Raw genomic sequence first — 21,082 nt, forward strand, 5'->3', positions numbered from 1 at the left:
TGTTTGAAATCTGGTTAGGCGATCATGGATGACACGATTCCCAAGGGCTTCGGCCCTCATGTCCGCAGGAGTCCGCTGACCGATCCCTGGGAGCCGCTCTATGCCCGCCAGGCTTCGGACCGGCTGTTGCTGGGCGTCCGCGTGCGGCCAGAGCACTGCAATTCGCGGAACATGCCGCACGGCGGATTCCTGGCGGCGCTGGCCGACAACGCCATGGGGCTGTCGCTGGGTTTGAACCTGGCGGCCGCGCGGCAGCCAATGGGCGGTCTCGTGACCGTGTCGTTGACCGTGGACTATCTAGGCTCGGCCAAGCTCGGTCAGTGGCTCGAGTTCGACACCGACTTCGTCAAGCTGGGCCGGTCGATCTGTTTCGCCGAGGCGACGGTGCGCGCGGACGGGGTTCCCGTCGCGCGCGCCCGTGCGACCTTCAAGGTGCTCGAGGCTAAAGCCGCGGCCTAAGCCCGCTCGTGCACCGCTTGCTCGGCCGCCAGCGGCTGGGGCAGGCGGCTGATCATTTCCTTCGGGCAGACCTGCCAGAACTGATCCCGCACGCGGTCCCAGTCACGCAGCAGGGTGGCCGCGAACACCGAGTCCGTCTCGCGAGCGTGCTCGGCGATCAGCGAGCGCAGCACGCCTTCCCAGTAGGGCGAGGCCAGGCGCTGCACGACGATGCTGTCGGGATTGATCAGGTCCTCGAAGCGGTCGTGCTGGTCGAGCACGAAGGCCATGCCGCCGGTCATGCCCGCGCCGAAGTTGCCGCCGGTCGGGCCCAGGATCACCACCTGGCCGCCGGTCATGTACTCGCAGCCGTTAGCGCCGCAGCCCTCGACCACCGTGGTGGCGCCCGAGTTGCGGACCGCGAAGCGCTCGCCCGCCTGACCCGCCGCGAACAGCCGGCCGGAGGTGGCGCCGAACAGCACGGTGTTGCCGATCAGGGTGTTGGTCTCCGGCGCCGCCAGTCCCCGCGCCGGCTTGATCACGATGGTCGCGCCCGACAGGCCCTTGCCGACATAGTCGTTGGCCTCGCCAGTCAGCTCGATGCGCAGGCCCTGGACCGCGAAGGCGCCGAGGCTCTGGCCGGCCGAGCCCTTGAGTTGCACGGTCAAGTGGCCGGCGGGCAAGCCCTTCATGCCGAACTTGCGGACGATGTGGCTGGACGTGCGCGTCCCGATCGTGCGGGCGGTGCTGCGGACCGTGTAGGTCAGCTGCATCTTCTCGCCGCGTTCCAGCAGCGGCGCGGCGTCGCGGACGATCTGGGCGTCCAGCGTGTCCGGCACCGCGTTGCGACCAACGACCGTGTTGTAGGGCTTGTTCGCGCCCGGATCGGCGCGGACCAGCAGGGGGTTCAGGTCGAGGTCGTCGAGATGTTCGCCGCCGCGGCTGACCTGCGCGAGCAGGTCGGTGCGGCCGACGATTTCCTGCAGGCTCTTGAACCCCAGACCCGCCAGGATCTCGCGAACCTCCTCGGCCACGAAGGTGAACAGGTTGATGACCTTGTCCGGCGTGCCCGTGAACTTGGCGCGCAGGGCCTCGTCCTGGGTGCAGACGCCGACCGGGCAGGTGTTGGAGTGGCACTGGCGCACCATGATGCAGCCCATCGCCACCAAGGATGCGGTGCCGATGCCGAACTCCTCGGCGCCCATCATCGCGGCGATGACGATGTCGCGACCGGTGCGCATGCCGCCGTCGGCACGCAGGACGACGGAGTGGCGCAGGTTGTTCAGCGTCAGCACCTGGTTGGCTTCCGACAGGCCCATCTCCCATGGACCGCCGGCATATTTCACCGAGGTCTGGGGCGAGGCGCCCGTGCCGCCGACGCCGCCGGCGACCAGGATCACGTCGGCCTTGGCCTTGGCGACGCCAGCGGCGATGGCGCCGATGCCAGTGGCCGCGACGAGCTTTACCGTGACCCGGGCGACCGGGTTGATCTGCTTCAGGTCATAGATGAGCTGGGCCAGGTCCTCGATCGAATAGATGTCGTGGTGCGGCGGCGGGCTGATCAGCATCACGCCCGGCGTCGCGTGACGCAGGCGGGCGATCATCTCGGTGACCTTGAAGCCGGGCAGCTGGCCGCCCTCGCCGGGCTTGGCGCCCTGGGCGACCTTGATCTCCAGCTCGACGCACTGGTTCAGATATTCGGCGGTCACGCCAAACCGGCCCGAGGCCACCTGCTTGATGGCGCTGTTGGGGTTGTCGCCGTTGGGCAGCGGCTTGTAGCGCGCGCTGTCCTCACCGCCCTCGCCCGAGACCGACTTGGCCCCGATGCGGTTCATGGCGATGTTCAGGGCGCCGTGGGCCTCGGGGCCTAGCGCCCCCAGGCTCATGCCGGGCGTGACGAAGCGCTTGCGGATCTCGTTGACGCTCTCGACGTCGTCGGTCGAGATCGGGTTGCGGTCCGAGCGCCAGTCCAGCAGGTCGCGTAGCTGGATCGGCTTCTGCGTCCGCAGGCCGTTCGACCAGCGGCGATAGAGCTCGTAGTCGCCGGTGTCGCAGGCCGTCTGCAGGGTATGCATCAGGCGCGCTTCGAAGGCGTGGGCCTCGCCCGAGCGGCGGGCCTTGTAGAGGCCGCCGACCGGCAGGGTGACGGCGGTCGCGCCCCAGGCCTTTCGATGCAGCTCGACCGCCTTGCTCTCGATGCCGGCGAAGCCGATGCCCGAGATGCGCGAGGGCATCCCGGGGAAGAACTCGGCGGCCAGGGCGCGCGACAGGCCGACGGCTTCGAAGTTGTAGCCGCCGCGGTACGAGGAAATGATGCTGATGCCCATCTTGGAGATGATCTTCAGCAGGCCGGCCTCGATGGCCGTCTTGAAGTTGATGCAGACGTCGCGCAGCGACTTTTCGCCCAGCAGGCCACGCTCCAGGCGGTCCTGGAAGCTTTCCTGGGCGAGATAGGCGTTGACCGCCGTCGCCCCCACCCCAACCAGCACCGCGAAATAGTGAGTGTCCAGGCACTCAGCCGAGCGGACGATGATCGAGACGTAGCTGCGCAGACCCTTGCCGACCAGGTGGGCGTGGACGCCGCCGGTGGCCAGGATCATCGGCAGGGCGACGCGGTTCTCCGCGCTGGCCTCGTCGGTCAGGACGATGGCGCCGCAGCCGCGCAGTACGGCGTCCTCGGCCTCGGCGCGGATGCGGTCGAGATTGGCGCGCAGGGCGTCGCCGGCCCGGGCCTCGGGGGCGGGCAAGGGCATGGTGCAGTCGATGACCGCGACGTTCTTTTCGCCGAGCAGACCGTGGATCCGCTCGTACATGCCGGTGGTCAGCACGGGGCTTTCCAGCACGTAGACATCGGCTTGCGCGGCGTCCTGGGCCAGGATGTTGCCCAGGTTCTTGAAGCGGGTCTTCAGGCTCATCACGCCGGTCTCCCGCAGGGGATCGATCGGCGGGTTGGTCACCTGGCTGAAGTTCTGGCGGAAATAGTGCGACAGCGGACGGTACTTCTCCGACAGCACCGCCAACGGTGTGTCGTCGCCCATCGAGCCGACGGCTTCCTTGCCCTCCTCGACCATGGGGGCCAGGACCATTTCCAGGTCTTCCAGGCTGTAGCCGGCGGCGGCCTGGCGGCGGGTCAGCTCTTCGCGGCCATACTTGCGAGGCTCTGGGCCCGGGCCGATCTGCTTTTCGAGATCGACCATGTTGCCCAGCCACTCCGTGTAGGGGTGGCGTTCGGCCAGTTCGTCGATGATCTCGTTCTCGCCGTACAGCCGGCCCTCGGCCAGGTCGATGGCGATCATCCGGCCCGGCGAGATGGCCAGCTTGCGGGTGATGCGCGCTTCCTCGACGCCGCACATGCCCGCTTCCGAGCCCATGATCACCAGGCCGTCGTCGGTATAGGCCACGCGCAGCGGACGCAGGCCCGAGCGATCCTTGCCGGCCACGACCCAGCGGCCGTCGGTGGCGCACAGGGCGGCCGGACCGTCCCACGGCTCCATCACGGCGTTGCAGTAGGAGTAGAGCGCCTTGTGGGCGTCCTTCATCTTCGGATTGGCGGCTTCCGGCACCAGAAGGGCCTTGGCCATCGGCGCGTCACGGCCGGCGCGGACCAGCACCTCGAAGGTGTTGTCGAGGTTGGCGCTGTCCGAACCGCCCGGCTGGATCACCGGCTTCACGTCGTCCCCGAACTCGCCGAAGGCCTGGGCGGCCATCTTGATCTCGTGGGACTTCATCCAGTTGACGTTGCCCTTGATCGTATTGATCTCGCCGTTGTGGGCGAGCATCCGGAAGGGCTGGGCCAGGCGCCATTGCGGGAAGGTGTTGGTCGAATAGCGCTGGTGGAAGATCGCCACGGCGGCGGCGAAGCGCTCGTCCTTCAGGTCGGGATAGAACTCGTCGATGTGCTCGGCGAGGAACATGCCTTTGTAGATCAGCGACTTGGCCGACAGCGAGCAGATGTAGAAGTCGCTGATGTTCTGGGCGTGGACGCGTTTCTCGATGCGCTTGCGGCACAGGAACAGGGCGCGCTCCAGCGCCTCGCCTTCCAGGCCGGCCGGACCGGCCAGCATGATCTGCTCGATTTCCGGACGGGTGGCGTTGGCCTTCTCGCCGATCACCGAGGTGTCGACCGGCACCTGGCGCCAGCCATAGATGTAGAAGCCGAAACGCAGGGCCTCGGCCTCGACGATCGTGCGGCAGGCCTCCTGGGCGCCGAGATCGGTGCGCGGCAGGAAGATCTGCCCGACGCCGATCGGACCCGAGCGCAGGGCGTGGCCCGTGCGGCGCACCTGGTCGATGAAGAAGTCCTGCGGGACCGAGACCAGCACCCCGGCGCCGTCGCCGGTCTTGCCGTCGGCGTCGATGGCGCCCCGGTGCCAGAGGGCCTTCAGCGCCTTGATCGCCAGTTCGACGACTTCGCGGCGCGGCTGGCCGTCGATGGCGCAGACCAGGCCGACGCCGCACGCGTCGCGTTCGGTCGAGGGGTCGTAGGCGTGGCCGTCGATCAGGGCCTGGCGGTTCTTCAGATAGAGGTCCATCTCGCTCATGGTTCTAGATCCTCTCTCTTATTCCGCCGCGATCAGCGCGGGGGCGCCGACCTTGGCCAACAGGTAACGGTGGATGGCGTCGGCGGCGTCGCGGCCGTCCTTGATCGCCCAGACGACGAGCGAAGCGCCGCGCACGATGTCGCCGGCGGCGAACACGCCATCCAGATTGGTCATCTGGTTGCGGACGTCGGCCTTGACCGTGCCCCAGCGGGTGACCTTTAGGTCCGGCGCCGACCAGGCCTCCGGCAGGTTCTCGGGCTCGAAGCCGAGGGCCTTCAGCACCAGCTGGGCCGGACGGTCGAAGTCGCCGCCGGGGATCTCCTCGGGGCTCTGGCGGCCCGAGGCGTCGGGCGCGCCCAGGCGCATGCGGATGGCGCGGACGCCGGAGACGGCGTCTGCTTCCCCTGACAGGGCGCGCGGGGCGGCCAGCCATTCGAAGGTGACGCCCTCTTCCTCGGCGTTCGAAACCTCGCGCATCGAGCCGGGCATGTTGGCCTTGTCGCGGCGGTAGAGGCAGGTCACCGAGTTAGCGCCCTGGCGAATAGCGGTGCGCACGCAGTCCATGGCGGTGTCGCCGCCGCCGACCACGACCACGTCCTTGCCTTCCGCGTTCAGCTCGCCGGAGTCGTAGGCCGGCACGCTGTCGCCCAGGCCCACGCGGTTGGAGGCGATCAGATAGTCCAGCGCGGGCGCCACGCCCTTGCTGCCGCCGCCCGGGACGGTCAGGTCGCGCGCGGCATAGACGCCGACGGCGACCAGCACCGCGTCGTGCTTCTCGCGCAGATCGCCGAGCGTGGCGTCCTTGCCGACCTCGAAGCCGAGCTTGAAATCGACGCCGCCCTCGGCCAGGCGCTGGGTGCGGCGCGCGACGACGTCCTTTTCCAGCTTGAAGCCGGGGATGCCGTAGATCAGCAGGCCGCCGGCGCGGTCGTGGCGGTCATAGACGGTGACGTCGTAGCCAGCCTCGCGCAGCTTCTCGGCGGCGGCCAAGCCCGCGGGGCCCGCGCCGATGACGCCGACGGACTGGCCACGCGCCGGACCGGCGACCAGCGGCTTCACCCAGCCCTCTTCCCAGGCCTTGTCGGTCAGGTAGCGCTCGACCGAACCGATCGTCACGGTGCCGTGACCTGATTGCTCGATAACGCAGTTGCCTTCGCACAGGCGGTCCTGGGGGCAGATCCTGCCGCACACTTCCGGCATGGAATTGGTCGCCTGCGATAGGGCGTAGGCTTCTTCCAGGCGGCCCTCGGCCGTCATCCGCAGCCAGTCGGGGATGTTGTTGTGCAGCGGGCAGTGGGTCTGACAGAACGGCACGCCGCATTGCGAACAACGCGAGGCCTGTTCGGTGGCCTTCGCGTCGATGAAGTCGGCGTAAATCTCGTGGAAGTCGCCCGAACGCTCAGCGGCCGCGCGCTTTTCAGGCGTCGTGCGGGCTACCGTCGTGAATTTCAGCATGCGTTCGGCCATGCGACTTCCCTCGTCTCCCGCGTGGGAGAAAAATTGCTCTCTGAGGCCTATTACGGACTCTTTCGGGCAAGAAGAATGTCATGGTCAAATAAATAGACTTATATATCCGCGTTGAGGGTGTGGCCTTTGAGATCGACTCGCAGGGTGAAGCTAAAATAGTCCACTTTGTGGATTTACGACCTATTTACCGTGTCGGGCGCAGGCCAGTACGGGGTTTTGGAGCCGAATTATGCCTGACTGGCTGAGCGCGATCATTCTGGGTCTGGTCGAGGGGCTGACGGAGTTCATTCCCGTCTCCTCGACAGGGCATCTGTTGCTGGCCAAGGGGGCCATGGGACTGAAGGACCCGTCTTGGGACACCTTCATCGTCCTGATCCAGCTGGGCGCGATCCTGGCGGTGGTGGCCCTCTACTTCCAGAAGCTGTGGGGCGTGCTGATCGGCCTGCCCACCAAGCCGGAGGCGCGCCGCTTCGCGCTCAGCGTCATCGTCGCGGTGATTCCGGCCTTCGTGGCGGGCTTGGCTCTGCACGACGTGATCAAGAAATTCCTGTTCGAAAGCCCGCTGATCATCTGCTGGTCGCTGCTGATCGGCGGGATCATCCTCCTGTTCATCGACAGAAAGGCGCCGCCGGCCGTCGATCACGACGCCATGAACCTGCCGCTGCACAAGGTGCTGATCGTCGGCCTGTTCCAGTGCCTGTCGCTGATCCCGGGCGTCTCGCGCTCGGGCTCGACCATCGTCGGCTCCATGCTGTTCGGCATCGAGCGCCGGGCCGCGGCCGAGTTCAGCTTCTTCATGGCCATCCCGATCATGGTCGGGGCCTTCGCCCTGGACGTCTACAAGAACCGCGACGCCCTGGACGCCGGCCATATCGGCATCGTCGGCATCGGCTTCGTGGTGTCGTTCCTGTCGGGTCTGGTGGTCGTGAAGTACATGCTCGACTTCATCGGCAAGCGCGGCTTCGCCCCGTTCGCCTGGTGGCGGATCGTGGTCGGCATCGGCGGCCTCGCGGTGCTGTACTTGCGTCCCTGAGCAGCGGCCTGGCCGCCAAGAAAAAGGGCGGGCGCCTCGCGGCGTCCGCCCTTTGTCGTTGGATTGGGCGTGAAACCTTAGAACGCGCCCGCCGGGGTCTCGGCGTACTGGCCGCCCTTGCGGTAGCGGTAGAGGTAGGTCGGGACCACGGCCTCGACGCTCGTGCCGACCACGCCGGCCTCGGCCAGGCCCGGCAGGCCGTGCTGGGCGACGTTGTCGGTCTTCAGCATCTCGACCTGGTCGGTGGTCAGCGGCGGGGCCAGCGGCAGGATCCCGGCCTGGAAGTCGCCCAGCGAACCGATCAGCGAGGCCACTGGCCACGGCAGCGGCAGCAGGGGACGGGCGCGGCCGGTCTCGAGCAGGATCAGCTCCAGGATCTGGCGCATGGTGTAGACGGTCGGGCCGCCCAGTTCATAGGTCACGCCGGCCGCGGCCGGGCTGGCGACGGCCTTGGCGATCACCGCGGCGACGTCGCCGACGAACACCGGCTGCACGCGAGTCTCGCCGCCGACCAGCGGCATGACAGGCGACAGAGCGGCGATCTGGGCGAACCGGTTGAAGAACTTGTCGTCGACGCCGAACACCAGCGACGGACGGATGATGGTCGCCGCGGGGAAAGCGGCGCGAACCGCGGCTTCGCCTTCGGCCTTGCTGCGGAAGTACTTCGACTCCGAATCGGCGTCGGCGCCGATCGCGCTCATGTGGACGAGGCGCTGGACGCCGGCCTTGGCGGCCGCCTCGGCGACATGCTTTGCCGCCATGGCGTGGATCGACTGGAACTTCTGGCGGCCGCTCTCCCAGAGCACGCCGACCAGGTTCACGCAGGCCTCGGCGCCGTCCAGCGCGCGGGCGATCGAAGCCGGGTTGCGGACATTGGCCTGGACCACCTCGATCTGGCCGACGTCGCCCAGCATCCGCATCTTGTAGGCGAGGTTGGGCTGGCGCACGGCCACCCGAACGCGATGGCCCGCCTTGGCGAGCGCCCGCACGACCTGGCCGCCCACGAAACCGGAGCCGCCGAACACCGTGACCAGACCTTGCATCTTCATTCCTCGTCGCATGCGATGACTCTACCGCGATACGGGGGAATTAGACGACTGAGCGCGGCTTCGCAATGAAATCGCGACTTATCGATTTTTGTCTGTTGACGGCGTCAGAAGCTTTCCCTAAACGTCCCGGCCTCGCAGCGACCTACCCGGTTGCGCAGCGGGCCCAGGTGGCGGAATTGGTAGACGCGCTGGCTTCAGGTGCCAGTGACCGAAAGGTCGTGGAGGTTCGAGTCCTCTCCTGGGCACCACCCCTTAACTGAGCTTCTTTCGGGAAGCGGGGGTGGCGCCAAAAAATCCTCCGGGATGCTAATTCGTTCATCGTGAGTATAAGTGTCGCGCGTTCCACTCGGACGCGTGGTTGAACGCGCTCGCGCGGGCGCGATGTGATCGCCGGAGTTTGAGACTTGGCTAATTTCGTTCACGAGGGCGACCTGCCCGATGGCGTCTTCGCCGGCGACAGCGTCATCGCCATTGATTCGGAGACCATGGGCCTGCGCCTGGGTCGCGACCCGCTGTGCGTGGTCCAGCTGTCGTCGGGCGACGGCGACGCGCACGTGGTGCGCCTGAATCGCTCGACCTACGACTGCCCGAATCTGAAGGCCCTGCTGACCGATCCGGCCGTGCTGAAGCTTTTTCACTTCGGCCGCTTTGATATCGCCATGTTCGAACTCCATCTGGGTGTGGTGACCGCGCCCGTCTACTGCACCAAGATCGCCTCGAAGCTGGCCCGCACCTACACCGATCGCCACGGCCTGAAGGACGTGACGCGCGAGCTGCTGGGCGTCGAGCTGTCGAAGGTGCAGCAGTCTTCGGACTGGGGCGCGCCGTCGCTGAGCGCCGACCAGGTGGCCTACGCCGCCTCGGATGTGCTGCACCTGCACGCGCTGCGCCTGAAGCTGAACGCCATGCTCGAGCGCGAAGGCCGCATGGCCCTGGCGCGACACGCCTTCGACTATCTTCCCCACCGCGCCTCGCTCGACCTGGCCGGCTGGGAGGAGATTGACATCTTCGCCCACAGCTGACGGACGCGATGCACCCGACCGCGGTCATGACCGGACGAACGATGAGCGCCGACCTCGCGCGCTGGCGTCGGCGCTCGCGCCGCGTTCTGGCCGCGCGCATCCTCCTGCCGGCCGCGATCGCGGGTCTGCTGCTGATCGTCGCCTCGCAGGTCGGCTGGCGCACATACATGTCGGCCACCCATCCGCCGACGGAGGCCAAGACCGAGATCCGCCTGATCACGCCGCGGTTCTATGGTCAGTCGACCGATGGCCGCAGCTTCATGATCACCGCGCGCTCGGCGATCCGCGACGACAACGATCCGCGCCGCATCATCCTGGACGAGCCGGCCCTGACCCTGGACCTGGGTTCGCCGACGCCGACGCGGATGACGGCCAAGCATGGCGTCTATCGCCAGGACAATTTCGGCCTGAACCTGAAGGACGACGTCCGTCTGGACGACGGCACCGGTTACCGCTTCGCGTCGGAGGAGTCGTTCGTCGACACCAAGAGCGGCGACGTCACCGGCGAGACGATAATGAACGGCGAAGGCCCTAGTGGGCAGGTGCAATCCAACGCCTACTCCGTATATGACAAGGGCGATCGCGTCATCTTCCGGGGTGGGGTTCGCGCCCGGTTCGAACGGCAGTAAAGAAGATCAATGGCGCAGGTTCGCTCAAAGGGCGGACCGCGACGGATGAGGACATGGTTCTGATGAAGCGACGGACGGCGGCGGCGGTGACGACCGCGTTGATCCTTGGTGGGCTTGGAGCCGGCGGTGCGGCCTACGCCCAGGATTCGAGCGCGCCGGTCGATGTTTCCGCCGACAATCAGGAAACGATCAACAGCAAGTGCATCACGATCTTCACGGGCAACGTGGAGATCCTGCAGAACCGCTCGCGCCTGCGCGCCCAGAAGGTGACCATCTACAGCGCCCGCAAGGCCGGGACGACCGCCGATGGGGCCAATGCCTGCGGCGCGGCCCAGCGCATGGAGGCCGAGGGCAGCGTCTACATGGTCAGCGACACGCAGACCGCTCGCGGCGACCGCGCCGTTTACACCTTCGACAACAACATCGCGATCGTCACCGGCGACGTGGTGCTGGTGAAGGGCAAGGACGTGGCGCGCGGCGACAAGCTGACGGTCAACACCAAGACCAACGACGCCAAGCTGGAATCGACCCCCTCGAACAAGGCCTCGCAGCGCCGGGTCCGCGCGGTGTTCTACCAGGACGACAAGAAGAACGACGCGCCGGCCGCGCCCGCTCAGCCCGCCGCGCAGCGCTAGGATCCGCGTTTCATGACCCTGACCGCCAACGACATGGACGGCCTGTTCGTCGACTCCGTGGGCAAGTCCTTCGGCGACCGTCCGGTCGTCAAGAACGTCTCCCTGCGCCTCAAGCGCGGCGAAGTCGCCGGCCTGCTGGGACCGAACGGCGCCGGCAAGACGACCTGCTTCTACATGGTCACGGGTCTGATCGCCGCCGACTACGGCGCGATCTATCTGGACGGCGAGAACATCACCGCCCAGCCGATGTTCCAGCGCGCGCGCCTCGGCGTCGGCTACCTGCCTCAGGAAGCCTCGATCTTTCGGGGCATGACGGTCGAGCAGAACGTTATGGCCGTGGTCGAGATGCGTCAGAAGGACCCGCGCAAGGCCCGCGAGCAGGTCACCAGCATCCTGGAAGAGCTGCGCATCACCCATATCCGCAAGTCGCCGGCCGTGGCCCTGTCCGGCGGGGAGCGCCGCCGCGTGGAAATCGCCCGCGCCCTGGCCTCCGAGCCGTCGTTCATGCTGCTGGACGAGCCGTTCGCCGGCATCGACCCGCTGGCCATCGCCGACATCCGCGAGGTGATCGGCTACCTCAAGGGTCGCGGCATCGGCATCCTGATCACCGACCACAATGTGCGCGAGACGCTGGACATCATCGACCGCGCCTCGATCATCCACGCCGGCGAGGTTCTGTTCGAAGGCTCGCCGCGCGAGATCGTCGAGAACCCGGAAGTGAAGCGCGTCTATCTGGGCGACAGCTTCAGCGAGCCCCGGCTCGGCGATTAAAAAACGGGGCGATCAAGGTGCGCGGGGGCCGGTGAAAGGCGTCCGCGTTACGCCTCCCCGCCCGCATCAAGTCCTTGGCCCGTAAGAGTTAATGCCTCTGGCACGATATTTTCCGAGACGGAACGTCGCACCGGCCCAAGAATTGCAGGCGTTGGCGACCCGTTAACCAAACAGGCCCTTCAATGGCGATCGAAGTTTTCGATTTGTCAGGAGGGCGCATTGGCGCTCAGCCACCGCCTCGAGATCCGCCAGGGTCAGGGCCTCGTCATCACCCCCCAACTGCAGCAGGCCATCAAGCTGCTGCAGCTGTCGAACATCGAGCTCGACGCCTTCGTCGAGGCGGAGCTGGAGCGCAACCCGCTCCTGCAACGCGATGAGGGCGATCACGAGCCGGTAGGCGAGGTCGAGGCCGTCCGCGACGCCAGCCTGACCCATGTCGACGCCGTGGCCGACACGACGGCCGGCCGCGAAATGGACACCCCTCACGAGGATGTCTCGCCGGGCGAACGCGCCACGGGCGATGGCGCCGAGGCGGGCGCCGAACATGCGGGCGGCCAGATCGACTGGTCGCGCGCCGGCGGCGGCGGCTCTTTCGAGGGCGACGACAATTACGAACGCGCCCTGACCGACATCCCGACCCTGGCCGCCCATCTGCGCGCGCAGCTGGTCCAGGCCGCGCTGTCGCCGGCCCGCAACGCCATCGCCGAGATCCTTATCGACGCCGTGGACGAGGGCGGCTACCTGCGCCTTGACGTCATCGAGCTGGCCGAGCGCCTGGGCTGCGCGCTGGAGATGGTCGAGGCGACGCTGACGACCCTGCAGGGCTTCGAGCCCGTCGGCGTCTTCGCCCGCGACGTCCGCGAATGCCTGGCGTTGCAGCTGAAGGACCAGAACCGCTACGACCCCGCCATGGCCGCCATGCTCGACAATCTTGAGCTGCTGGCCAAGCGCGACCTGGTCGGCTTGCGCCGTCTCTGCGGCGTGGACGAGGAAGACCTGCGCGAGATGGTCTCCGAGATCCGTGCGCTGAACCCGCGTCCCGGCGCGGCCTTTCACAGCGAACCGGCCGAGACCCTGGTGCCCGACGTCATGGTCCGCGAGGGCCTGGGCGGCATGTGGCACGTCGAGCTGAACACCGACACCCTGCCGCGCGTGCTGGTCGACCAGCGCTACCACGCCCGCGTGGCCAAGGGCGCGCGCACGGATCAGGAGAAGACCTTCGTCTCGGACTGCATGGCCACGGCCAACTGGCTGGTGAAGAGCCTGGACCAGCGCGCCAAGACGATCCTGAAGGTCTCCAGCGAGATCGTCCGCCAGCAGGACGGCTTCCTGGCCTATGGCGTCGAGCACCTGCGCCCGTTGAACCTGAAGACCGTCGCCGACGCCATCGGCATGCACGAGAGCACGGTCAGCCGCGTCACCTCGAACAAGTATATCGCCACCCCGCGCGGCGTGTTCGAGCTGAAGTTCTTCTTCACCTCGGCGATCCAGTCGTCGGAAGGCGGCGAGGCCCACTCGGCCGCCAGCGTCCGCCACAAGATCAAGGGCCTGGTCGACGCCGAGAAGACCGAGGCCGACGTCCACTCCGACGACGCCATCGTCGAGATTCTCAAGGCCGCCGGGGTCGACATCGCCCGCCGGACCGTGGCCAAGTATCGCGAGGCCATGCGGATACCGTCCTCGGTGGAGCGTCGCCGTCAGATGAAGGAAGCGGTCTAGCCCCCTTCCGCGTTTGTTGTCGGCTGGAAGGGTTGGAATGCACGAGAAGTCGCTCGCGGACGTCATCGAGGGCTTCGGTGAGGACGTCCGGCCCGTCCTGACCGTGGGCGAGATGCTGGAGGCGTTCGACAGCCGCGCCTTCGGGGCCATGCTGCTGGTCTTCGGCCTGCTCAACACCCTGCCGCTGCCGCCGGGATCCTCGACCCTGCTGTCGCTGCCAATCCTGTTCCTGGCGCCGCAGATCGCCATGGGCGCCGACACGCCATGGCTGCCGCGGGGGCTTATGGACAAGCCGCTGAAGCGCGACGACCTGCGTGGGCTCTTCCGCCGTCTGGCGCCGATCGTACGCAGCATGGAGCTGATCACCCGTCCGCGCCTGCGACCGATCTTCGCACCTTTGGGCGAGCGGGCGATCGGCGTGGTCTGCACCTTGCTGGCCCTGGTGCTGGTTCTGCCCATCCCTCTGGGCAACCTGGCGCCGGGCGCGACCGTCGCCGTCCTGGCCCTGGCCCTGCTTCAGCGCGACGGATTTCTGGCCCTGCTGGGCTACGCCATGGCTCTCGGTAGCGGGGCGCTTCTGTTCGTCAGCGCGCACGTTGTCGTGATGGCCGTGCGCAAGCTTGTGGGGGTTTTTTCAGGCCTTCTTTAGGCCCCTTGAGGGTCTTTCCTTAAGGCCGCTGGCGCCGCTTGACACCTGTTCGAGACAGGCGCGTTGTAGTCGGTATGCAAGTCCAAGTCTCCGGCAAGCATGTCGACGTTGGTGAGGCTCTGCGAGTGCGAGTCTCCGACGAAATCGCTCTGAGCATTGGTAAATACTTCGACCGAGGCGGTAACGCCGAAGTTGTGGTCAGCAAGGAAGGCTATGCTTTCCGTGTCGATTGCTCGGTAAAACTGGCGTCTGGCCAGCAGCTCATCAGTCATGGATCGGGGGGCGACGCACACGCGGCGTTCGACGCCGCGCTATCCAAGATCGACACCCGCATCAGGCGGTATAAGCGGCGGCTGAAGAGTCACTCGCCGGCGGCCACGGCCAAGCAGGTCGAGAACGCCTCCATGTACGTCCTTCGGGCCCCCGAGGTCGACGAGGGCGAAGAGCACGACTGGGATGTGGAGGTTGACCACCCGACGGGCGCGCCCGCGGCGATGGTCATCGCGGAAACCCAGGCCGCGGTGAAGACAATGACCGTTTCCATGGCTGTCATGGAACTGGACTTGACCGCATACCCGGCAATCGTGTTTAGGAACGCCGCCCACGGCGGGTTGTCCGTGGTCTATCGGCGTCCAGACGGGAATATCGGCTGGATCGACCCCGAACGCACGAAGTCGCCGAACGGGCACGGGTCAACCGCGAGCTAACCAGATCCTTCACGGTCTGGCGCCGTCGCGGCGAACCCGCGGCGACGGCGCCAAGGCGGTCGGTATCTAGCGAGCTTGTGACGTCCATGACCATTGGCGATCTTCTCGACCCTGGGGCGGTGGCGTTGCGCGCCGGCGCGCCCGGCAAGCGCCAGGCTCTTTCCCTGGTCGCCGACGTCGCCGCTCGCGTGCTGGGTGTCGACGCTCACAAAACGCTTGAAGGCCTGATGGACCGCGAAGCCGCCGGCTCGACCGGCGTCGGCGAGGGCGTGGCCATTCCGCATGCGCGCGTGGACGGCCTGGACCGCGTTCGCGCGGTCGTTGTGCGTCTGGACACCCCTGTGGCCTTCGACGCCCTGGACGACAAGCCTGTCGACCTCCTGGTGGCCCTGTTCGCCCCCCGCGACGCCAACGCCCAGCATCTGCGGGCCCTGGCTCGGGTAGCGCGGATGATGCGTCAGCCCGAAACGCGCGCGGCGTTGCGCCAGGCTCGCTCGGCCGACGCCATCCACGTGCTGCTGACGCACGAAGCGACCAGCACAGCGGCCTGATTCCCGGGGGCTCCGCCGGAGCCCCCCTTTCCAGAAATGACAGGGGCTCCGCCGGAGCCCCCTTTTCCAGAAATGACACGGGCTCCGCCGGAGCCGCCTTTCTGGAAATAGGTTGAGGAACTTAGTGGACCGAGACCGGCGCCAGCTCGTGGGCGAGGGCGGCGGCGATCGCCGTGTCGCGATCGATCATCACGGCCAGGCGCGCGCCATCGGCGCGGCACACCGCGTACAGGGTCTGATCGGGCGCCAGGTTGAAGTCCTCGACGCCTTCTGGGACGTCGGCGAGGATTTCGGCCGCCTTGATCGGCCGGACATAGACGAGGTCAGGGGCGCCAAGGGCCGCGAACGCTTCGCTCGTGAAGAGCGGGTTGTGGTGGGTGTTAGGCGTCATGGTGACCACCTCCTTGATGAGGGAACGCGCCTTTCTCCAGCCGGTTCAGAGCCAATGCTGGAGGGACGGGTTCCGCGCGGCTTTCAGCCCACGCTGCGAATAGGAATTTTCTTGATCAGGCGCTCGGGTTCCGGGCGCGCGAGGTCGATGTGCAGCAGACCGTGCTCCAGGGTCGCGGCGGTCACCTCCATGCCCTCCGCGAGGACGAAGGTGCGCACGAAGCCTCGCGCCGCGATCCCGCGGTGCAGGAAGGCCCGCTCGGCCTCGCCACGGCCGTCGGCGCTGTCGCGTTTGCCCGCGACGACCATCTGGCCGCCCTCGACCGTCACCTGCAGCTGGTCGGGCGAGAAGCCCGCCACGGCCAGTGTGATGCGCACGCCTCCATCGTCGGCCTGCTCGACATTGTAGGGTGGGTAGCTTTCCGAGGCGGCCTTGGCGGCGCGCTCGATCAGGTCCCGGGTGTGCTCGAAGCCCAGCAGAAAGGGGCTGTCGAACATGATCATTCGATTCATCGCGAAGTCCTCGCTCAAGCGACTTCGTTCGCGGAGATAAACCCGAGGATCGGCGCCGATCCCCACGACACGGCTTTAGATGTGGAGGCCGCGGGCGATCACTTCAAGAGGTCGGGGCGGGAGGGGCCGGCTGAACTCTGGCCAAGAAACTCTGGCCCAGAAATGGACAAGGCCCGGACGTTTCCGTCCGGGCCTTGATGGTGGAGCTAAGCGGAGTCGAACCGCTGACCTCTTGAATGCCATTCAAGCGCTCTACCAGCTGAGCTATAGCCCCAATTTTTTCTTCGAGAACCTAGCGGTAACTCTCGGAAATCCTTGGTCTCTTCGGCGTCTCGACTTGCGTCGCCCTCCGAAGAGGCGCGGAAACTAGTCCGGGATTTTTTTGGGATCAAGCCTCTTCTCGAACTTTTTTCGAGAAAAATGTCGCACCCCTGAAAACCCCTGTGGATAGGCGGTTTCGCAGGTCGCGAACCGCCTATCCAGGCAGAGAGACTAACCCGATGGGTTAGTCGTCGGCGCCTTCGCCGGGAAGGCCTTCGATCTCGTCGTCGAGATTGTCGTCGTCGTCCTCGTCCTCCAGGAACGGAACGTCGTCGGCTTCGTCCTCGGCGAGATCCTCGTCCTCGGCGAAGTCGACGCCCAGGTCGTCACCGCCCGCGGGGGTGGCGCCGGGCTCGACGTCTTCGTCGTCGGTCTCGATGACGTCCGGCTCGACCTTGTCGATTTCGGGCGTTTCATCGACCTCGTCCTCGAAGCCGTCCTCGTCCTTCGGAGCGGGGGCGGGCTTCTCGTCCTCGGCGTCATAGTCCGGGGTGATCGAGCGAGCGCGGACGCGGCGCGACTTCAGCGCCTCTTCCGGGTCGAACGACTCGCCGCACTTGGGACACACGGCCGGACGACGGCCGAGATCATAGAATTTGGATTGGCAGTTGGGGCAAATTTGTTTTGCGCCCAATTCGGGATTGGCCAAGTGGCGACCCTTTGATCCGGATGGGAAAAGCGGCCGGTCACTTGCCATGGCGAGAGCCCGCTGTCAAAAGCAATCCCCTTCGCGAAAACCACCAAGCACCAAGGAGCCGGTTTCGGCATGTCGTCGGCTGGATTGAAGAGCGCGCCCGCAGGCGCTCTGCGAGGGATCGTGCGGGCCCCGGGTGACAAGTCCATTTCGCACCGATCGATGATCCTGGGCGCGCTGGCGTCCGGCACCACGACGGTCGAGGGACTGCTGGAAGGCGACGACGTTCTCGCCACCGCCCGCGCCATGGGCGCCTTCGGCGCGCGCGTCGAGCAGGAGGGCGTCGGCCGCTGGCGCATCGAGGGCAAGGGCGGCTTCGAGGAGCCGGCCGACGTCATCGACTGCGGCAACGCCGGCACCGGCGTGCGGTTGATCATGGGCGCGGCGGCGGGTTTCGCCCTCTGCGCCACCTTCACGGGCGACAGCTCGCTGCGTAGCCGCCCGATGAGCCGGGTTCTGGACCCGCTGGCCCGCATGGGCGCGACCTGGATGGGCCGCGACCGGGGCCGCCTGCCGCTGACGCTCAAGGGCGGCAATCTGCGCGGCCTGAACTACACCCTGCCGATGGCGTCGGCCCAGGTGAAGTCGGCCGTGCTGCTCGCCGGCCTGCACGCCGAGGGCGGCGTCGAGGTGGTCGAACCGGAAGCCACCCGCGACCACACCGAGCGCATGCTGCGCGCCTTCGGGGCCGAGGTGATCGTCGAGGACCGGGTCGTCGGCGAGAAGACCCTCCGCCACATCCGCCTGCCGGAAGGCCAGAAGCTGACCGGCGCGCACGTCGCGGTTCCGGGCGACCCCTCGTCGGCGGCCTTCCCGCTGGTGGCCGGCCTGCTGGTTCCGGGCTCGGAAGTCACGGTCGAGGGCGTGATGCTCAACGAATTGCGCACCGGCCTCTTCACGACCCTGCGAGAGATGGGCGCCGACCTGGTGATTTCGAACCGCCGGATCGCCAGCGGCGAGGCGGTCGGTGACATCACCGCCCGCTATTCCAAGCTCAAGGGCGTGGTCGTCCCGCCCGAGCGCGCGCCGTCGATGATCGACGAATATCCGATCCTGGCCATCGCCGCCGCCTTCGCCGAAGGCGAGACCGTGATGCGCGGCGTCGGCGAGATGCGCGTCAAGGAAAGCGACCGCATCGCCCTGACCGCCAACGGCCTGAAGGCTTGCGGCGTCCAGGTGGTCGAGGAGCCGGAAGGCTTCATCGTCACGGGGACCGGCCAACCGCCCAAGGGCGGCGCCACCGTGGTCACCCACGGCGACCACCGGATCGCCATGAGCCACCTGATCCTTGGCATGGCCGCCCAGGAAGGCGTCGCGGTCGACGAGCCGGGCATGATCGCCACCAGCTTCCCGGGCTTCGCCGACCTGATGCGTGGCCTCGGCGCGACGCTGACGGAAGCGTAAGCGGTGGGCTTGGTGATCGCCGTCGACGGGCCGGCCGCCTCGGGCAAGGGCACGATCGCCGCGCGTCTGGCCGCGGCGTATGGCCTGCCGATGCTCGACACCGGCCTGCTGTACCGCGCCGTCGGCGTGCGGATCCAGGCCGCCGGCGGCGACCTGGACGATCCGGTCTCGGCCGAGGCCTGGGCTCGCGGCCTGGAGCTCTCCGAACTCGAGAAGCCGGAGGTGCGCACCCGCGCCGCCGGCGAGGCCGCCAGCCGCTGCGCGGTCCATCCCGGCGTGCGCTCGGCCCTGTTCGACCTGCAGCGCGCCTTCGCCACCCAGGATGCCGGCGCGGTGATCGACGGCCGCGACATCGGCACGGTTATCGCGCCCGAGGCGCCCGCCAAGCTCTATGTCACCGCCAGCCCGGAAGTCCGCGCCGACCGCCGCTGGAAACAGCTGGTCGGCCAGGGCGAAAGCGTCACCTTCGACGAGGTTCTGGCCGATATCCGCAAGCGCGATGCGCGCGACGGCGGCCGCAAGGACGCGCCGATGACGCAAGCCGTGGACGCCGTCTTGCTCGATACGTCGGAAATGACTATAGAGCAGGCCTTCGATGCGGCCCGCCGTATCGTCGAGGACGCGCGCGCCCGCTAGAGCCCCGCTCTACAAGGCAAATCCACCGCCGACCTCGCCGCGATAGAGAGAACATCGCGGGATCCGCAGACAACCCACTTCATCCGGAATCCCGAGAACCGCTTTCTCCAGCGGCGCTCATCACAGGGCTTCCCCCAACCTACGAGACTAAAGATCAGCATGGCTGACGATATGAGCTTCAACCCGACGCGCGACGATTTCGAAGCGCTGCTGAACGACTCGATGGGCGGCCGCGACTTCGCGGAAGGCACCGTCGTCAAAGGCAAGGTCGTCGGGATCGAAAAGGACTTCGCGATCATCGACGTCGGTCTGAAGACCGAAGGTCGCGTCCAGCTGAAGGAATTCGGCGTCGACGAGAATGGCAAGGCGATCATCAAGGTCGGTGACAACGTCGAAGTCTTCCTGGAACGCCTGGAAAACGCCCTCGGCGAAGCGGTCATCAGCCGCGAAAAGGCCAAGCGCGAAGAAGCTTGGACCCGTCTGGAAGGCGTCTACGCCCGCAACGAACCCGTCATGGGCGCCATCGTCGGCCGCGTGAAGGGTGGCTTCACCGTCGACCTGGGCGGCGCTTCGGCCTTCCTGCCGGGCTCGCAAGTCGACATCCGTCCGGTCCGCGATGTCGGCCCGCTGATGGGCAAGGAACAGCCCTTCGCCATCCTCAAGATGGACCGTCCGCGCGGCAACATCGTCGTCTCGCGTCGCGCCATTCTGGAAGAAGCCCGCGCCGAGCAGCGCACCGAACTGGTGTCGCAGCTGCAAGAGGGTGAAATCCGCGAAGGCGTCGTCAAGAACATCACCGACTATGGCGCGTTCGTCGACCTGGGCGGCATCGATGGCCTGCTGCACGTCACCGACATGAGCTGGAAGCGCGTCAACCACCCGAGCCAGGTGCTCGCCGTGGGCGACACCGTGAAGGTCCAGATCGTCAAGATCAACCCGGACACCCAGCGCATCAGCCTCGGCATGAAGCAGCTGCAGTCGGATCCGTGGGACGGCGTGGAAGCCAAGTACCCGGTCGGCGCCAAGTTCACGGGCCGCATCACCAACATCACCGACTACGGCGCGTTTGTTGAGCTGGAAGCCGGCGTTGAAGGCCTGGTGCACGTTTCGGAAATGTCCTGGACCAAGAAGAACGTCCACCCCGGCAAGATCGTCTCGACCTCGCAAGAAGTCGACGTGGTCGTGCTGGACGTCGATCCGTCCAAGCGTCGCGTCTCGCTGGGCCTGAAGCAGGCCCTGGCCAACCCGTGGGAAGCTTTCCTGGAAGCTCACCCGGTCGGCTCGTCGGTCGAAGGCGAAGTCAAGAACGCGACCGAATTCGGTCTGTTCGTCGGCCTCGACAACGACATCGACGGCATGGTGCACCTGTCGGACATCGACTGGAGCGTTCCGGGCGAAGAAGCCATGGCTCGCTACAAGAAGGGCGACGTGGTCAAGGCGAAGGTTCTCGACGTCGACGTCGAGAAGGAACGCATCTCGCTGGGCATCAAGCAACTGGCTGGCGACCCGATGTCGGGCGACACCTACCGCAAGAACCAGACCGTGACCGTGACCGTGACGGAAGTCACAACGGGCGGCATCGAAGTGCGCTTCGGTGAAGACGACGCGCCGATGTCGGCCTTCATCCGCAAGTCGGACCTGTCGCGCGATCGTCAGGAACAGCGCCCCGAGCGCTTCGCCGTGGGTGACCGCGTCGACGCTCAGATCACCAACATCGACAAGGCGGCTCGCCGCGTGTCGCTGTCGATCAAGTCGCTGGAAATGGCCGAAGAGAAGGAAGCGATCGAGCAGTTCGGCTCGTCGGACTCCGGCGCTTCGCTGGGCGACATCCTGGGCGCCGCTCTGCGTGAGCGCGCTTCCAAGGAATAGTCTTCGGCTCCTCGTGAGTTGAGGCTGACGGCGGCGGGAGCGAT

Annotated in this window: 19 protein-coding genes and 2 tRNA genes; 14 read left to right on the plus strand and 7 right to left on the minus strand. The window is 66.9% G+C overall.

Annotation, left to right across the window (positions count from 1 at the left end):
* Positions 1 to 24: 24 nt before the first annotated feature.
* Positions 25 to 459, plus strand: coding sequence for a PaaI family thioesterase (locus ACW175_RS24910; protein ID WP_492102574.1), 435 nt, complete (start codon positions 25 to 27; stop codon positions 457 to 459).
* On the opposite strand, the gene gltB is transcribed toward ACW175_RS24910, so the two are convergent.
* Positions 456 to 4,979 carry a glutamate synthase large subunit gene (gltB, locus tag ACW175_RS24915; RefSeq protein WP_492102575.1) on the minus strand — a complete coding sequence of 1,508 codons (4,524 nt, stop codon included), beginning with the start codon at positions 4,977 to 4,979 and terminating at the stop codon, positions 456 to 458. The genes ACW175_RS24910 and gltB overlap by 4 nt on opposite strands.
* An 18-nt stretch (positions 4,980 to 4,997) precedes the next feature.
* On the minus strand, positions 4,998 to 6,446 hold the full coding sequence (locus tag ACW175_RS24920; RefSeq protein ID WP_492102576.1) for an NAD(P)-dependent oxidoreductase: 1,449 nt from the start codon (positions 6,444 to 6,446) through the stop codon (positions 4,998 to 5,000).
* A gap of 229 nt (positions 6,447 to 6,675) precedes the next feature.
* On the opposite strand from ACW175_RS24920, the gene ACW175_RS24925 reads away from it, so the two are divergent.
* Positions 6,676 to 7,479, plus strand: a complete 804-nt coding sequence (locus tag ACW175_RS24925; RefSeq protein ID WP_492102577.1) for an undecaprenyl-diphosphate phosphatase — start codon at positions 6,676 to 6,678, stop codon at positions 7,477 to 7,479.
* A 77-nt stretch (positions 7,480 to 7,556) separates the two neighbouring features.
* Here the strand turns inward: ACW175_RS24925 and ACW175_RS24930 are convergent, their stop codons facing one another.
* Positions 7,557 to 8,522 carry a complex I NDUFA9 subunit family protein gene (locus tag ACW175_RS24930; protein ID WP_492105045.1) on the minus strand — a complete coding sequence of 322 codons (966 nt, stop codon included), beginning with the start codon at positions 8,520 to 8,522 and terminating at the stop codon, positions 7,557 to 7,559.
* 167 nt (positions 8,523 to 8,689) lie between these two features.
* Here ACW175_RS24930 and ACW175_RS24935 point away from each other — a divergent pair.
* The 9 genes from ACW175_RS24935 to ptsN all read left to right on the plus strand — a co-directional run bounded on the left by ACW175_RS24935 (position 8,690) and on the right by ptsN (position 15,211).
* A tRNA-Leu gene (locus tag ACW175_RS24935) sits at positions 8,690 to 8,776 on the plus strand.
* A gap of 156 nt (positions 8,777 to 8,932) precedes the next feature.
* Complete coding sequence (locus ACW175_RS24940) at positions 8,933 to 9,550, plus strand: ribonuclease D (RefSeq protein WP_492102578.1); 618 nt, start codon at positions 8,933 to 8,935, stop codon at positions 9,548 to 9,550.
* A gap of 8 nt (positions 9,551 to 9,558) precedes the next feature.
* Positions 9,559 to 10,179, plus strand: a complete 621-nt coding sequence (gene lptC / locus ACW175_RS24945; protein WP_492102579.1) for an LPS export ABC transporter periplasmic protein LptC — start codon at positions 9,559 to 9,561, stop codon at positions 10,177 to 10,179.
* A 62-nt stretch (positions 10,180 to 10,241) separates the two neighbouring features.
* A complete protein-coding gene (locus ACW175_RS24950) occupies positions 10,242 to 10,814 on the plus strand; it encodes an LptA/OstA family protein (RefSeq protein ID WP_492102580.1) in 573 nt (190 codons plus the stop codon).
* A gap of 12 nt (positions 10,815 to 10,826) precedes the next feature.
* Positions 10,827 to 11,585, plus strand: coding sequence for an LPS export ABC transporter ATP-binding protein (gene lptB, locus ACW175_RS24955; protein ID WP_492102581.1), 759 nt, complete (start codon positions 10,827 to 10,829; stop codon positions 11,583 to 11,585).
* 219 nt (positions 11,586 to 11,804) lie between these two features.
* Positions 11,805 to 13,304 (plus strand): RNA polymerase factor sigma-54, encoded by a 1,500-nt coding sequence (gene rpoN, locus ACW175_RS24960; protein WP_492102582.1) that lies wholly within the window; start codon positions 11,805 to 11,807, stop codon positions 13,302 to 13,304.
* A gap of 37 nt (positions 13,305 to 13,341) precedes the next feature.
* Positions 13,342 to 13,953 (plus strand): exopolysaccharide biosynthesis protein, encoded by a 612-nt coding sequence (locus ACW175_RS24965; protein WP_492102583.1) that lies wholly within the window; start codon positions 13,342 to 13,344, stop codon positions 13,951 to 13,953.
* 74 nt (positions 13,954 to 14,027) lie between these two features.
* Positions 14,028 to 14,660 carry a ribosome hibernation-promoting factor, HPF/YfiA family gene (hpf, locus tag ACW175_RS24970; protein WP_492102584.1) on the plus strand — a complete coding sequence of 211 codons (633 nt, stop codon included), beginning with the start codon at positions 14,028 to 14,030 and terminating at the stop codon, positions 14,658 to 14,660.
* Positions 14,661 to 14,746: 86 nt separating this feature from the next.
* Positions 14,747 to 15,211, plus strand: a complete 465-nt coding sequence (ptsN, locus tag ACW175_RS24975) for a PTS IIA-like nitrogen regulatory protein PtsN (protein WP_099575292.1) — start codon at positions 14,747 to 14,749, stop codon at positions 15,209 to 15,211.
* A gap of 121 nt (positions 15,212 to 15,332) precedes the next feature.
* Here the strand turns inward: ptsN and ACW175_RS24980 are convergent, their stop codons facing one another.
* The 4 genes from ACW175_RS24980 to ACW175_RS24995 form a co-directional block, all read right to left on the minus strand.
* Complete coding sequence (locus ACW175_RS24980) at positions 15,333 to 15,602, minus strand: DUF1150 family protein (protein ID WP_354068258.1); 270 nt, start codon at positions 15,600 to 15,602, stop codon at positions 15,333 to 15,335.
* 83 nt (positions 15,603 to 15,685) lie between these two features.
* On the minus strand, positions 15,686 to 16,114 hold the full coding sequence (locus ACW175_RS24985) for an Hsp20 family protein (protein WP_492102585.1): 429 nt from the start codon (positions 16,112 to 16,114) through the stop codon (positions 15,686 to 15,688).
* Positions 16,115 to 16,312: 198 nt separating this feature from the next.
* Positions 16,313 to 16,388: transfer RNA gene (locus tag ACW175_RS24990), tRNA-Ala, on the minus strand.
* A 231-nt stretch (positions 16,389 to 16,619) separates the two neighbouring features.
* Positions 16,620 to 17,084, minus strand: coding sequence for a TIGR02300 family protein (locus ACW175_RS24995; RefSeq protein WP_099575294.1), 465 nt, complete (start codon positions 17,082 to 17,084; stop codon positions 16,620 to 16,622).
* 117 nt (positions 17,085 to 17,201) lie between these two features.
* On the opposite strand from ACW175_RS24995, the gene aroA reads away from it, so the two are divergent.
* From aroA to rpsA, 3 genes are all read left to right on the plus strand, one after another.
* Positions 17,202 to 18,533, plus strand: coding sequence for a 3-phosphoshikimate 1-carboxyvinyltransferase (aroA, locus tag ACW175_RS25000; protein ID WP_492102586.1), 1,332 nt, complete (start codon positions 17,202 to 17,204; stop codon positions 18,531 to 18,533).
* 3 nt (positions 18,534 to 18,536) lie between these two features.
* A complete protein-coding gene (gene cmk / locus ACW175_RS25005; protein ID WP_492102587.1) occupies positions 18,537 to 19,169 on the plus strand; it encodes a (d)CMP kinase in 633 nt (210 codons plus the stop codon).
* Between the two features lie 159 nt (positions 19,170 to 19,328).
* Complete coding sequence (rpsA, locus tag ACW175_RS25010) at positions 19,329 to 21,038, plus strand: 30S ribosomal protein S1 (RefSeq protein ID WP_492102588.1); 1,710 nt, start codon at positions 19,329 to 19,331, stop codon at positions 21,036 to 21,038.
* The last annotated feature ends 44 nt before the right edge of the window (positions 21,039 to 21,082 follow it).

This window comes from Caulobacter sp. FV1ye6ST (assembly GCF_058681225.1).